The sequence below is a fragment of the Roseibium sp. ROS1 genome (assembly GCF_054658215.1).
This window is the reverse complement of record NZ_BAAGIG010000001.1, coordinates 21,503-36,833: the sequence shown is the minus strand read 5'-3', so window position 1 is coordinate 36,833 and position 15,331 is coordinate 21,503. Positions and strand designations below refer to the sequence as shown.

Annotated in this window: 8 protein-coding genes; 1 reads left to right on the top strand and 7 read right to left on the bottom strand. The window is 60.0% G+C overall.

The genetic code is table 11. From position 1 onward, the window contains the following. Positions 1–113: 113 nt before the first annotated feature. From ACYQ6M_RS00155 to ACYQ6M_RS00125, 7 genes are all read right to left on the bottom strand, one after another. The gene (locus tag ACYQ6M_RS00155) at positions 114–1,130 is read right to left on the bottom strand and encodes a substrate-binding domain-containing protein (protein ID WP_023003716.1); all 1,017 of its coding nucleotides are present in this window, start codon (positions 1,128–1,130) and stop codon (positions 114–116) included. A 539-nt stretch (positions 1,131–1,669) separates the two neighbouring features. Continuing rightward, on the bottom strand, positions 1,670–3,409 hold the full coding sequence (locus ACYQ6M_RS00150) for an OFA family MFS transporter (protein ID WP_460071467.1): 1,740 nt from the start codon (positions 3,407–3,409) through the stop codon (positions 1,670–1,672). Between the two features lie 403 nt (positions 3,410–3,812). After that, positions 3,813–5,834, bottom strand: coding sequence for a sensor histidine kinase (locus tag ACYQ6M_RS00145; protein WP_460071465.1), 2,022 nt, complete (start codon positions 5,832–5,834; stop codon positions 3,813–3,815). After that, positions 5,827–7,215 (bottom strand): sigma-54-dependent transcriptional regulator, encoded by a 1,389-nt coding sequence (locus ACYQ6M_RS00140; RefSeq protein ID WP_023003722.1) that lies wholly within the window; start codon positions 7,213–7,215, stop codon positions 5,827–5,829. The genes ACYQ6M_RS00145 and ACYQ6M_RS00140 overlap by 8 nt, the downstream gene beginning before the upstream one ends. 290 nt (positions 7,216–7,505) lie before the next feature. Continuing rightward, entirely contained in the window at positions 7,506–9,068 is a 1,563-nt protein-coding gene (locus tag ACYQ6M_RS00135; RefSeq protein WP_460071463.1) for a serine hydrolase, read from the bottom strand. Positions 9,069–9,161: 93 nt separating this feature from the next. After that, entirely contained in the window at positions 9,162–10,883 is a 1,722-nt protein-coding gene (locus ACYQ6M_RS00130; RefSeq protein WP_460071461.1) for a ShlB/FhaC/HecB family hemolysin secretion/activation protein, read from the bottom strand. A 14-nt stretch (positions 10,884–10,897) separates the two neighbouring features. Next, positions 10,898–12,040 carry a serine hydrolase domain-containing protein gene (locus tag ACYQ6M_RS00125; RefSeq protein WP_460071459.1) on the bottom strand — a complete coding sequence of 381 codons (1,143 nt, stop codon included), beginning with the start codon at positions 12,038–12,040 and terminating at the stop codon, positions 10,898–10,900. 350 nt (positions 12,041–12,390) lie between these two features. Here ACYQ6M_RS00125 and ACYQ6M_RS00120 point away from each other — a divergent pair, with 350 nt between their 5' ends. Beyond that, positions 12,391–15,150 carry an AAA family ATPase gene (locus ACYQ6M_RS00120; protein WP_460071457.1) on the top strand — a complete coding sequence of 920 codons (2,760 nt, stop codon included), beginning with the start codon at positions 12,391–12,393 and terminating at the stop codon, positions 15,148–15,150. Positions 15,151–15,331: the final 181 nt, after the last annotated feature.

Here is a 15,331-nt window from a genome sequence, read left to right as displayed (position 1 = left end):
CAGGGCCGATTTGCTCGCAATTCCGGAGAAAGAACGGGCTGCCTGATCTGCTGCATTGATTGCAGGCAGCCCGCCGTATCACACGGGGCTCCAAAGGAGCCCCGGTCTGTTCATCAGCTCGGGTCGCGGCCTTCCATGTAGGCGTTGAGGTCGAAGCTGTCGGCGTTTTCCTTGGTGATCACGGCAAAGCCGTTGTCGACGTAAGGGATCTGAACCGGGTTGTAGCCGGAAACCTTGTAGTCGTTGAACGGATCGAACACGTCGGAGTGCGCGGCGAGGAACACGGCCATGAAGCCCATGAACCCCTGCATGCCCTGGTTCGGATTAAGCGCCATGTGGATGTTGCCCGCCTTGATGTGCTCAAGAGTGGTCGGCGTCACATCGGCATGCATGATCAGCACCTTCGCTTCCGCTTCCAGCACCGCTGCGACAGCTCCTTCAGCAGAGCCTGCTTCCGGGATCCAGAGAGCGGCAAGGTTCGGGTTGGCCTGAAGGATAGAGGCCGTTGCCCGGTAGGCGGCATTGCTGTCCTGGTTGGTCGCCTGGCGGCCGACCAGTTTCATGTTCGGGTAGTGCTCTCCCATGTAGTCGAGCAGCGCGGTCACGCGCAGATCGTGGTTCGACTGACCCGGGTTTTCAAGAACCGCATATTCCGCGCTGTCGCCAACCTGCTTGACGATTTCTTCGGCAGCAAACTTGGCTTCGGCAAGGTTGTCGGAGGTGATATAGGCACTGCGCTTGGACTTCGGAGAATCCGCCGCGAAGGTCACGACCTGCGTGCCGTTGTCGACGGCCCGGTCGATCGGCTCGATAAACGGATCGGACTGCATCGGGTGCAGCAAGACGCCAGCCGGCTGCTTGACCATGTCCTGCTCGAAGGAAGCAATCTGCTTGGTGATGTCATAGTCCGGCGTGCCGGAGAAGATCGTCTCGCAGCCGAATGCGGACGCAGCCTGCTTGAAGCCCTGATAGACCGGCACCCAGTAGGGATGGCCGGAAACCATCACGTTCATGATGTAGGTTTCGCCCGGCTCGCATTTCAAACCGTCTGCCGCGGCCGGAGCTGCGGTCAGAACTGCAGCCGACAGCATGGTCGACGCGAGAATTCCCTTGAAGATAGAAGTGCCCATGGTTTCCTCCCTGGACCAACGGGCTGCCAACCGCGAACGGTCGAATGCCCGATGGGTGATCGATTTCAGATTGTCAGGACATCCAGTCTGCGTTCCTCTCAACGCAGGGAGCCTGACGCTGCTCCTCCCGGTCTTGCAGGTCAGCCTGTCAAACAGGCCAGCTCACTGCAAGAAATTTCAAACACTGGTTTTTATCCCAGCGAGACCATGGATAAGGGCAGCCCCCGAAAGCCGTCAAACTGTTTTGGTATTTATTTCTTTTTCTGAAATTTATTTCAATCAACACTTCAAATAAGACATTGCCGAATAAAAACCCAAGAGAGAACACAAGCCATTGAGAGAAAACATCTTTTCGTGGCAGGCATTGCATCTGGTCACTCGAAAACGCTCACCATGAACGTGCCGAAAAACTGACGGAACGCCCCTGACGGGGCCGAAATCCGACCCCCAGTCCCTCAGCTTTGCGATGCATATGAACACAAAAAAGGCCCGGAAGCGGATGCTTCCGGGCCGGTTGATCGTGATGGCAGAAGCCTTGATCAGGCCTTCGCCGGCTCCGCACCTTCCGGAACCGGGCTGGTCCCGTCGGCACCGGCTTCCATGTGATGCTTGTCGTGCACCGGCTTCACCAGCGAGTTCGCGATCAAAGCGATCACGAGCAAGCCTGCCATGGCATACATGGTGGTGTTGTAGAGGCTCGGTGTGGGATCCACCGTGCCGGCCGGAGCGATTTCCATAAGCCGGGCAACAGTCACCGTCTTTGCGGCCACCAGCTGGTCGAGCTGATCGACACCTGCACCGAATTTCTCGGCAAAGGCACTCGGGTCCACCTTGGCGGCAAGATCCGTGATCGCATTGTTCAGGGACATGTTCCGCAGCTGGGTGATCGCCAGCGGCCCCAGAACGCCTGCCGTACTCCACGCCGTCAGCAGACGCCCATGGATACCACCGACATATTTCGTGCCGAAGATATCGGCGAGATACGCCGGGATGGTCGCAAAGCCGCCGCCATACATCGTGAAGATGATCATGGTGGCTGCATAGAACATCACGAGCCAGGTAACGGCCGGATTGACGCTCACCTGTTCTGCTGCAAAGGGGATCGACAGGTAAAGGATGATCCCGAGCACGAAGAAGCAGTGGTAGGTGTTCTTGCGGCCTATGAAGTCAGATGTGGAAGCCCAGAAGAACCGTCCGACCATGTTGAAGACCGAGATCATGAACACGTAGGTTGCCGCAAAGGCCGAATTCACGATCAACGGCAACGTGGTGCCGAAGATTTCCGTCATCATGGTCTTGGCAACGCCGATCACGCCGATACCCGCCGTCACGTTGAAGCAGAGCACGATCCACAGCAGATAGAACTGCGGTGTCTTGAGCGCCTGATCGATGTGAACGTTGTTGTGGGTGATCATCTTGCGGGACGCAGCATCGGCAGTTGGTGGTGTCCAGCCGGCCGGACGCCAGCCTTCGCGCGGAACCCGGTAGGAGAAGGCCGCGATGATCATCACGACCAGATAGACGATGCCGAGCGTGAAGAAGGTCCCTGCAGCCCCGGTGTTACCGGTACCGACCACATAGATCCCCTCCTGAAGGGCAACGGGCGCTGCTGCCACCTGCTTGGCGCCTGCGATAACCACTTCCACCATCTGGCCGTTGACTTCCGCAAGGCGCTTGCCGCCTTCGGTGATCAGGGTAACAGACCCTTCAGGGCCCAGGTACTCCGGCGCCTTGTAGAATAGACCGAGCAGATATTCCTTGATCGGCGTTGCGATCATCGCTCCACCGCCAAAGCCCATGATGGCCATGCCGGTGGCCATGCCGCGCCGATCCGGGAACCACCGGATCAAGGTGGAAACGGGTGATACGTACCCAAGTCCCAGACCGCAGCCGCCGATCACGCCGTAACCGAGGTAAAGCAGCCAGAGCTGGTGCGTCATGATACCGAAGCCGCCGATGATGAATCCGCCGCCCCAGCAGATGGCGGCAACGACACCGACCATGCGAGGGCCGACTTCCTCAAGCCACTTGCCACCAAAGGCGGCCGCAAGCCCGAGAAACACGATGGCAACGGAAAAGATCCAGACGACCGAAGACAGGCTCCAGTCTTCCGGCGCTGCGGCAACCACCCCGAACTGTTTGATCAGAGGCGGGTTGAAGATGCTCCAGGCGTAGACGGAGCCGATACAAAGATGGATGGCGATGGATGCTGGCGGAACCTTCCAGCGGTTAAAACCGTCCTCTGCGACGATATGTTCCTTTTTCAACCGATCAAACATGCACTTATTTTCCTCCCATGCACGGTTGTCGGGCATTCCTCCGGGAAGGTGCCGGTCCCTTTGCGGCCGGCCTGTCATGTCTCCCCCGGTCCGGCAAGACAAAGCCGGATGCCCCGCTCCCAGCAGACGCGCACCTGTCGAAGCCTCCCGCTTCAGGTCCGCAACGCAGGAACGGTTGCACCGTCCCGCGCCTTCCGGCAGCTCCTTGCTGAGGGCAAGTTCGGGGCCAGTTTCTTTTCTGTTGAATTTCAGACAGTTAGATTTTCAGGAAGAACGATGAGTGGACATTTTGTCCACATTCAAAAGTTGTTTTCCGGCCGTTTGGGACAATCTGTCCAGAAGCCCTTGATCGCCCAAACGGCCTAGATGCCGGGCGCAACTCAGGGGCAGCCCACCCGCAACGTCAAGCGCTTTCAGGCAACCAGATTGTGAAAACGGTCCCGGTCCCTTCGATGCTTTCCACCTTGATATCGCCGCCCTGACGGCTGACCAGCGTCTGGGTAATCGAAAGCCCCAATCCGGTGCCCTGCCGGCTTTTCGTCGTGTAGAAGGGGTCGAATATTCGCGCGATAACATCCGCGCTCATGCCGACACCGGTGTCCGAAATCTCGATCGACACTCCGGCGACATCTTCCTTGTTCATATCCCAGGTTTTCATCGTCAGCGTGCCGCCGCCGGGCATGGCATGGATGGCATTGACGATGAGGTTGATCAGCACCTGCTGCAGTTCCGTCCGGTTCATCAGCACCAGACGGGAGGCAGTGGCCTCGCGGACAACCTCGATATCGGTCTTGCGCAAGAGATGGCGAACCAGCGGAAGACAGTCCGAAATCACCTCGTCCGGCGCGTGCCGATCGGCGTAGCCTGCATATTCGTCCGGCTTGGCGAACTGCAGCAGCTTCATGACGATCTGGTTGATCCGGTCCACCTGCTCGTCGATCAGGCGGATTTCCGTACTGGCAACCTTTGCATGATCGCCGAGCAGCATGCGCAGCACTTCCAGATTGCCCTGGATCACCGCAATCGGATTGTTGATCTCGTGGGCAACACCGGCGGTGATCTCGCCGATGGCGGCGAGCTTCTCCGACATGATCAGTTGCTTGGTGGTGTCTTCCAGCTGCCTGTTCGCCATCTTGAGGTCGCGCGTGCGTTCCTCGACGCGGGTGTTCAGCTCCTCGTTCCAGGACCTGAGCTGCCGGTCGCTTTCCTGAACCAGGTCGAGCAGATGATCGAGATGCTGGGCGACACGCGCTATTTCGTCACCGCTGCCTTCGGACCGCGTGCGGGCGCCAAGGTCTCCCTTTTCGACGCTGGCAATGGTGTCCGTCATCTTTTCCAGTGGCTTGAAGACACCGCGAGCCCACCTCAGGAACAGCGGCACGCTGCCAGCGGTCACGACAAGAAAGCCCAGCAGCAGCGCGACCAGTGTCGCCAGCTTGGCTTCCCGGAACGGCGTCTCCAGAAAGCCGACATAAAGCATGCCCACCCGCTCGCCGAAACTGTCGGCGATCGGTTCATAGGCCGAGATGTACCAGTCGTTGACGACGAAGGCGCTGTCCAGCCAGACCTGCCCCTCGCCCAGCACCTTCTGGCGAACGGCGGCGGACACCCTCGTCCCAAGCGCGCGCTTGTCTTCGAACAGACGGACATTGGTGCTGACGCGGACATCTTCCAGAAACAGCGTCGCGGTGCCCTGGCTGCCTTCGGGAAGGCTCGCCTCGCGGTAGACGAGATCGTTTATCGTGTCGATAAAAACGAGGTTCTGGTTGAGCAGGATGCCACCGACCAGAGCTGCCACGGGCGCACCCGGCACGGTGACCGGGCTTGCGGAGTGAACCACCATGCCACGTGTTTCCGCGGCCCTTTCGGTCGGCACCGCATTGGGTGTCGGGACGAGATCCAGCCGGGCCCGATCTGCTAGTGCCGGAGAAATCGCCGTCAGATCATCGGCTTCGAAGATATCCACGCTTGTGGCGGCAGATCCCGCAAAGGCCTGTTCGATGACCGGCCAGTCCTTGGAGACCGGCGGAACGGCACTTGGCGGAGAGGCCGCCTCAACTGTCCTGTCCTTGCGCACGACATATAGAAAATCGAGACCCAGCTCCTCACGCCGCCGCTCCAGCAGCCCTGCCAGAAGTGCAGCATCACCACTGTCTGCAACGTCGCGAAAGGAGGCCGACTGGCCCAGCGCATCGATCTTTTCACCCGAATTTTCCAGGATCCTCGAAAAGTACTGATGGGCAATGGTCAGGTCGCCATTGACCTTGGTGATCAACAGGGAATCGAACTTCGCGTTCCAGCGCACCATCGCCCAGCCGAGAAAGAGTGGCAGAACCACAAGTGTCGGCAACAGGGCGATGGCCAGAAGCCTGACTCTGACGGACAGGCGGCTTCCCGATTTCCGGCGTCGTCTCTCCTCAGCCATTCCAGTCCATCAGCTTCCTGTCGATGGTCTTGCGCGAAATGCCGAGCCGCCGCGCCGCTTCGGCACGGTTTCCACCGGCTTCCTCGAGCACCATCAGGATATGACGCTTCTCCATGTCCTGCAGCGTTTCTCCGCCGGGCAGCAACAGGCTCTGCGTACTGTGGAACTCCGCCGGAAAGCGGCCAAGAATCAAGGTTCGTTCGATCGTGTTGCGCAGTTCGCGAACATTGCCCGGCCATTCATAAGCCAGCAGTCCGGAGACCACTTCATCGGTAAACGGTACCGGCGGCATTCCAAGCTGAACGGACAGCTTCTGCATGAACAGCGAGGCAAGTTCACGGATGTCGTCGCCACGCTCGCGCAGCGGCGGCATTTCGAGCTGAAGCACGTTGACCCGGTAGTAGAGATCCGCCCGGAACCGGCCCTCCTCCACGGCCTGCTCCAGATTTGCGTTGGTCGCAAACACGAACCGCAGATCGACAGGCACTTCACGCTCGGACCCGACCGGCCGAATTTTCCGGTCTTCGATTGCCCGCAGCAACTTGCTCTGTAGTGCCATGGGCAATTCGCCGATCTCGTCCAGAAACAGCGTGCCGCCATGCGCATGCATGAACAGGCCGTCGCGGCTGGACCCGGCGCCGGTGAAAGCGCCTTTGAGATGCCCGAACAATTCAGCTTCGATCATGTCTCCGGGAATAGCGGCGCAATTGACCGGAACGAAGGGCTTGTCCGCCCGATCGGAAAGATCGTGAAGCGACCTGGCAGCAACTTCCTTTCCGGTCCCGGATTCCCCCGTGATCAGAACGGATGTCGGCAGTGGCGCGACGCGGGAGATCGTTTCGCGGATCTCGCCGATCTGGCGCGAATGTCCGATCAGCTTGTCACGCAGAAGAAGATGGTCGGATGTTGCCTGCAACTGGTGGCGCAACAGCTGGTTTTCCCGCAGCAGCGTGACCCGGTCGAGACATCTGGCAACCGCGTTCAGCAGCTGGTTGGACCGAAAGGGCTTGAGGATGAAATCCACGGCACCTGCCCGCAAGGCCTGGATCGCGGTTTCCAGATCCGCATAGGCCGTCATCAGGATCGCATCGGCGAAAAACCCGATCCGCCGCTGTTCGCCAAGCCATTCCACGCCGGATTTGCCTGGCATGATATTGTCGAGGATCACCACGTCATAATGGTGGGTATCGAGAAGAGCCGAGGCCTCGACCGTGTCGGCGGCCTGCTCGATGCGTTTGCAATAAGGCTCAAGCGTGCGGACCAGAAAATTGCGCATGCCAGGCTCGTCGTCGACGATCAGGATCGACGCCTGCGGCAGCCAGGGACCGAATTCCGGCTGTGAATCTGCCTCTTCAGGACGTTTGGAAACACCGCTCTTCATAGCCCCTCCCCGGCAGTTTCATCCGTTCTTTTGTCATGGTCCATCCTCCGGCCCGGAGCATTGCATATTCCAGTATGCAATGTCTTCCGGAGACGCACGTGCAATTGCAACTATCTGAAATCGCGCGACCAATTGCCCGGACGGGAAGCAGCCTCAGCACCGGAGTTCTCAAGTATCCCGACGTCTTCTGCTTGTTCTCTCTGCGGATCAGGTGCTGAGGGTGTGCGAAAGCAAAAACCCCGCAGGATGTCCCTGCGGGGTTTGAATGTGCGTCGCAGAATCAGCTCACTCTATTGCGCAAGCCTTTCGAACCGCGCAGGTCCGTTCAGCACGAAGAGCTCGATTTCCAGGGTGCTTGCTTCCTTGCCATCGCCTGAGAAAGTCACCGTCGAGCGCGAACCCGCCACGGCATTTTCGTTCGCAATGTCAAACACCATCATCGACCCGTCCCAGGCATGCAGCGGCAGCTTTATTGGCTGGGGACCGGCAAGCAGGACGAGCCCGCCGTCCTCCTCTCGCACCTCGACCGTGCCGAAGTAGGGATGGCCGTAACGGCCCGTGCAATAGCCAGCCGCAGGAGCAGGTGCGGCAGCCGCAGGCGCAGGTTCACCGGCGGTGAAACCGGCAGGCGTATAGAAGGAAGCGAACAGGCCTTCGTATCCGGAGAACCAGTCTCGGGTCACACGCCCGAACTGAACCATGTCGGAGAAGGATGCGCCGATGGATTCAACGGCACCGACAGGAGCCGCATTCGACAGGACCACGATCCCTATGTCGAGCGAGGGGATCATCAGGAAATAGGTCGACGCACCAAGGATGAAAGCACCTGAATGGCTGAGGATTACCCGGCCGGACGGGTCAGTGCCGACATTGAAACCATAGCCGTAGAACCCGGCGCGTTCGTCAGGCGTATGGGGACGGCTGGAAAAGCTCTGCGGACTGATTGCAGGCTGCAAGGCTTCGGGAGAAATAAGCTCCCCACCATCGGCCAGAACCATCTTCATCCATCTGGCCATGTCGTTGATGGAAGAACTCACCCCGCCGGCGGGCGACTGGGCGTCCGGCTGCCGCTGGTACAGCGCCTTGAAACCGTCGCCGCTTCTGGCATGCGGCACCGCGCGGTTTTCCCGTGCCATGAAATCATCGAACCGCGCACTGGTCCTGGTCATGCCAAGCGGCTGAAACAGGGCCTCGTCAGAAAGGTCGGCCCATTCGGCCCCGGATGCTTCGGCAACCGCCTCGGCGCCGGCGGTCAGGCCGAAATTCGTGTAGGCGTAGCTCGTGCGGAAGGCGCGCAGGGGCTGCAGACGCAAACGTTCGAGGATCGTCTGCCTGTCAAAGCCGATGTCTTCCAGATCGTCACCAGCATGGTCCGGCAGGCCGGAACGGTGGCTGTAGAGATCCCCCACTGTCAAACGTTCGGTAATATCGGGATCGGCAAGGCTGAACCATGGCAGCAGGTCGCGCATCCTGCTGTCCCACGAAACAACGCCGCGCGTGACCTGCCGGGCAACGACTGTTGCCCCGATCGACTTGGACACGGAAGCCATCTGGAAAACGGTGTCGGCGTCAATCGGTTGATCGCCCTCGACGCCCCGCTTTCCGAAGCCTTTCGCGTAGACAGTCTCTCCCTTGTGTACGACGGCAACCGCTAGGCCCGGCACCTTGCTGCGTGCCTTGATGTCTTCAACGATCCCGTCAAGCCCGGCGATCGCCTTGTCGATCTGGCCAGGCGGAACATCGGTTCCCGCCGTTCTGGATGGCGGCAGGTCCTCGGCAAGGGCTGGTGCTGCCAGAACCGCGAGAGACGCGGACGCCAGGAACCGGCGCCGTGTGAGCTGGAAGAACGACATGTGTAACCTCTCAATCAGTCTTGCTATTCGCGCCTGCAGGTCATTGCAGATGGGTTTCGGCCGATCCGGCCGGGGCGATACTTTCCGGTGTTGTCAAAGCGCCAGCCCCAGCCTGAAGAAAACCCGGGTCCCCGGATCTTCGGCGTTTTCCGGCCGATGCCAGGGTGTGGCGGTGAGAACCTGAAAATTCACCCGGTCGGCAACCATGCCACTGACACCGACACCGGCTGAACCGAGTTCGTCGCGGGCAAAGTCGGCGGCTTCATCCACGTTCCAGACGACGCCATAATCGGCAAAGGCCGTCAGGGTGAGACCGGGAAGCGCAGACCATCCGGTTTCGATGTCGTGACTGACTTCAAACGCGGACGCAAAGCCACTGTCACCGGAGAGGCTGCCGCCATCGAACGCCCAGCCGTAGGGGTCGCCGCCGAGAGCGAACCGGACCGCACCGGGCAGCGGTGTCGGCGAATACTGGCTGGCCGTGCGCAGCTGAAGCCGAGCGATGGACGCCAGATCGTATGAGACGCCGAAGTTGAACCGGCCAAAGCGATAGTCGTCCGGGTCAATTTCCATTTCACCTTTGTGGTTCAGGCTCTGACCCAGTTCGGCTCCAGCGGAAAATGAGGCAGGGCCTGCATCAAGGTCGTACCGGAGGGACACCGTCGCCCAACGCGCCTGTTCACGGGCAGCCCGCGCGCCCATCACGTCGATCCGGTCGTTCCGAAGATTGATTTCCACCTTGCCGTAAAGGCTCTGGTCGATGGTGCGAATGAGCGGATACTGGAGATGAGCCGAACCGATAACGGTTTCGATGTGGATGTCCTGCTCTTTCAGGTCTGCGCCGGGCTTCTGTGTCACATAGGTTAGGTCATAGCCCGCGGAGAGCCCGTTGAACCCGATTGGAACCGACTGCGAAGCCTGCAGCAGCACCATTTCCTCGGGCGCGTCCGGAACGGTCACCCCAACCAGGCTTGTCGTTTCGAACAACCCGAAGATGTCGTTGACCGTGGCATTTCCGGAAAGTTCCAGCGGACCGACCGTATCTGTTCCAAGGTTATCGAGACCGACGCCGGCGCTGTATCGGCTGAAATCAACCGCGAGCTTCAGCGTACCGCCACCTGTGGGCGTTTCCGGGCGCACAATTGTTCCTTCTATCTGCAGACCGGCAAGATCGCTCATCAGCAGCAGGACACGTTCCGCTTCCTTGATCCGAATGGGCCGCATGGAGGTCAGGCGGTTGATATAGGGCGCCAGTCGCTCCCTGATGCGCGGGATGGAACTGGTGATCTCGACGGTTTCAACATAGCCTTCGTAGACCCGGAGCGTGACCGCACCGGACGCAAAGTCCTGCACCGGAACGACGGTCATCGAAAAATAGCCGGCTCTCAGATAGGCGGCATCAACCGCCTCGGCGATCCGGTAGAGATCCGCAAGAGACATGTCCTTGCCGATCTTGCCCTGCCAGATGGCCGACAGATCGGTGTTCGAAACCGAATGAGCGCCGGCAATCGATACCGAGCGGAGGGTGAAGCGTACCCTCTCGGCATCTTGTTCTGAAACACGCTTGCGCTGATCCTGCACAGTGATGTCGACCGTGCCCGGCCTTGTAGGCGGCGTGAACCGTTCGATAATGACGGTTTGCCCGGCGACGGCCTGATCAAGCGTTTGAGCCGGTGCAGAATGAGAAAACACCGCGGCCACGAAAGAGACGGCCAGAACCGAAGCAGCCCGAAGCCGAAAGGCAGATTTGGAATTAGCAGCGGCAGCACCGCGCAGGGTTTTTGTTGCCGGGGGAGGCAGCACCTGTCTTGTCACGGACGGCTCCGTTCTTATTCAGCGGTGTTCTGGGGAGCCGTTTCGCCGAGTAACGGAGCGACGGCGTTAAAAATGCGCATGGCAGGCAGCGAGCAGGACAGACCCGAAGCTTCGTCGGCGTCCTGAGCCTCCTTTGCCTCCTCGCAGTCACCGGAAGGCATGTCGCTGTTCGCCTGGACAACAAGGGTCGTGTCGGTCCGCGGGCTATGGAAAACGACCGTTGTGTATCCGGGCACTTCGCCCGTGTGGCCGACCCACTCTCCGTTGCACCGAAGCGCCAGGCCGTACCCATCAGGCGGACGGAAGGATCGCAGCCGCGCTTGCTGCATCTCGGTGCCGAGAAGCCCTTGGCCGGACCCAAGGGCTCGGCCATAGACGAGCAGATCGTCGAGGTTGGAAATCAGCTCCCCCGCCGTCCAGAGTGAAGCCGGGTTCCAGTGTGTGGCAACAAGAGGTGTCTCAGGCGTCGCATCGTACCCCTGAAGGGTAACACCCTGCGCGTAGGGCTCCGGTAGTTCCGTCCTGCTTCCCGGCCAGACTGTTTTTTCCAGTCCGAGAGGCTCCAGGATCATCTTCCGCAAAGACGTCTCGAAAGGCTGCGCGGTGGTCTTTTCAATGACCATGCCAAGGAGGATCGTGTTCGTGTTGGAATAATCGTATCGCGTTCCCGGCTCGAAGAGCGGCGAATTTTCGACGGCAAAGGTCAAAAGGTCCTCGGGCGAAAACGCGACACCGGGTTGATCGAGAAACAACTCCACAAACCGTTCGGAAGCGGTGTAGCTCGCCACACCGCTGGTCATGTCCGCAAGCTGGCGCAGCGTGGTTCTGTCTCCGTTGGGAATTCCCTCGACATAGGCATCGATCGTGTCATCGAGAGAAAGCCGTCCGGCCTCTGCAAGCTGCAACAGCATTGTTCCGGTAAAGGTCTTGGTCACGGACCCGATGCGCGTGTGCATGCCCGGCTCCATCGGAGCTCCCGTTGCCGGGTCGGCAACGCCGTACCCTTTTTTCCATGTGCCGTCTGGTGTTTGGACACCAACAATGACGCCCGGCGTTTCGGCAAGCGGAAGCGCGGCCAGCACCGCATCATCCAGCTTTTGCGAGAGTGCTGCGGAGAGCGGCGTGCCGGGCCTGACACCCGCTGCCTCGGAAGTCACACCCCGGTCAAAATCTTCAACACATGTTACTGTCGCTGCGACGGGGTTAACGCTGCATACCGACACCAGCAGGACCGCAAGCAATTGCACGGCCCGTGCTGTCACCGGGCCTGTTGTGACCGATCTTGTCAAACTGGGCTGTCCTCTTTTCCGGTTGCAGACGGGAGATCGCGCTTGCGGCGGGGCATGCCGCAGGGGCGCGTCTCCATGAGGACTGGTGGTAGGGAAATCAGGATGGCAAACAAAGTCGGCAACGGTGCAAAAATGGTATAAGTAGTTCGTCAATCAGTGTAATTCTTCATCGGGGCACGGTCCTCGTGCCTCACCTGAACATCGGAATCTGCGTCCCAGTGCAAAAAGTCGAACTTGATGTTTCTCGCGGTGAACTGCTGCGTGACGGGGAAGTCGTTCGTTTGCGCCCCAAGACTCTCGCCGTGCTGGTCGAGCTGCACGCCCGCGAGGGAGAGGTCGTCAGCCAGCAAGAACTGAGACATCTGATCTGGGGACAGCAGCATGGACGCGAGACCGGTCCAAAGCAGTGTATCCGCGAGCTTAGACGCTTGCTGGGGGACAGCGCCGAAACACCCGGGTTCATCGAAACGGTCGGCAGGCAGGGCTACCGCCTTGTAGGCGAGATCACGGTTCTGAACTCCGGAACGGAGACCACCGGAACAGCCCCTCTTTGCGTGGGCCGAACCACGGAACTGCAGTCCCTTGCGGACTGCGCAGCGGCAGTGCGCGCTGGCAAGCGCATTGTGAGCCTTGTCGCAGGGGAAGCCGGATCGGGCAAATCAAGGCTGGTGGAGACGTTCGCCGCCACGCTGCCACGCACGGCAGACTTCTGGTCTGCCCGGGGGCAGTGCATTCCCCATCCAGGTGCCCGGGAACCCTATGGCCCACTGATCGAGATCGTGACACAGCTTGCCGAAGGTGCCTCACGAAAACGGGTCCTACGACTCCTTGAGGATGTCGCACCGTCGTGGCGAGACCTGCTGCCTCAGCTTCGTTCTGGCCGGGAGCCCGCTCCCCTGCCCACAAGATTGACGGACACGCACCCGGACTCAATGTTGCGGGAGCTGACCGCACTCATGGAGCGTCTCTCTCAGCAGCAGCCCGGTGTCATCATTCTGGAAGACCTGCACTGGGCCGATCAGAGCACGCTGGCATGGCTTCTTTCCTGGGCTCAACGCCGCGCTCCTGCCAGAACCCTTGTGGTTGGAACCTACAGGTTTGATGAACTGGACAAGTCCGGAGATCTTCAAACGACATTGCATTACCTTCAACGTGTTCAGGACTTTAGCCCGATCACGCTGGACGGCCTCGACGAAACAGCCGTGGCGGACCTTCTCAAGCGACGCTTTCCGGACCACAGACTGCCTGCCTCCCTTGCCGGCCAGTTGAGGCGAAGAACGGAAGGGCATGCCATCCTGGTCGATGCGATCATCGACCAGTGGCATCGGGACGGGGTCCTGGAGAGTTCCGAAAATCGGCAAGCACCCGAGCAGGACATCACTGAAATCGTTTCGGCAATCTCACGCGGAGCCGGAAAATTCATCGCGGGCGAAATCGGCCGGCTGGACCCATATGAGCGGCAGTTACTCGACATTGCCAGCGTTGCCGGAATTCGATTTTCCGCAGCCATGTTGAGCGATGAACGGCTCGAGGTGGAAAAAGGCGAAGCGGTTCTCGACCGCCTTGCAAGCGTCAGGCGCTTTATTCAACGGGCCGGTGTCATGGCCTGGCCGGACGGGACGCAGGCAACACGCTACGTCTTCCGGCACGCGCTTTATCAGGAGGCCCTTTACGACGCTATTCCGGCCGCAAATCGGCAAGGACTTCACGAACGCATCGGCAGCCGGCTTGAAACCGCGTTCAAATCCCGCACTGGCGAAATCGCGTCCACACTAGCCGATCATTTCGAGCGTGCCGCCGATTGGAAACGTGCTGCCGTCCATCGAGGGCTTGCGGGCCTGACCGCGCTGGAACGCGGCGCAATCACCGATGCAGCCGCCCAGTTCCGGCAGGCGCTTGTCTCCTTTGCCGCCTGCGAGCCTGACCCCGAAACGCACACGGCGGAATGCCGCACGCTACTGGGCTTGGGAGCAGCACTTATCGTCGGGGATCACTTCACCACAGACGAACTTCGGGACGTTTACGAACGCGCCGCGACACTTGCAGGCCGAACCAATGACCCGACGACAATTGTGCCCGCACTTGCGGGGCTCTGGAACCACCACCTGACCAAGGCAGACCTTGCAGCCGCCGACGAACTTGCCAAGGGTCTCGATGACCTGGCAGAGGATGCACCAGCGCTCTATGCAATGGTGGCCCACAATGCTGTCGGGCAAACACGGTTCTTCCGTGGTGATCTTGCCGCCTGTCTGCCTCATATCAACGCTGTTTGCAGCGCCTACGACACGAACCACGGCGCAGAGGCATCGGTTCTGTTCGGCGAGGACCCCGGCATCGTCTGCCGCCAGTATGCCGCTTGCGTTCATCAGTTGCTCGGCCAAGGCGAACGTGCCGAACGCCTTTATGCCGAAGGCATGACGTTGACGGACACATTGGAGCAGCCTTTCGGTCGAGCGCAGATGCTTTGGGCAGGAGCTCTGATCGCTCGTGAACGTGAAGACCCGGTGCGTGTGCTGGAACGGGCGACGGGCCTGATCGAAACCTGCGAAGCAGCCGCAATTCCATTCTGGCGCCCCTATGGCGACCTGCTGGCCGGGTGGGCGCAGGTCGTGCTTGGGAACGCTTCCGGCCTTCAGCAAATTCACGAAGGTCTGAACGCACAGGCGGCAATGAACGTGACGCTGACCCGTCCTTACGGATTGGCACTCTACGCAGAAGCGACCAGCCGCTGCGGTAACCCGGTCGAAGGGCTGAAGGCACTTGCGTCGGCGTTCAAGATCATCAGACGTACCGGCGAACGCTGGCACGAAGCGGAGCTCCATCGCCTTTGGGCCTTGCTCTCGGTTCAGACCGGACGAACCCGAAACGCTTCATCTGCACTTCGCCGTGCAATCAGGATTGCACGAACCCAAAACGCCGTGACTTACGAAAAACGTGCGCAAGACCTTCTGGACCGGATTGCAGGTCAACTGACCTGAGAAGCACTCCGCCAACCCGCGTCCGGATCGGACTTCAGCCCACATCTCCAGCCGTTCAACAGGCTTCCAGGTCACCCCATTCCGACTTGGAGACACAGTGGCAACATCGGATCCGGAAACGAGGCCTTTAGCCATGCCAATAAATTCCCGAATGCCCTTCATTTCAATGGACCCGTGTGCC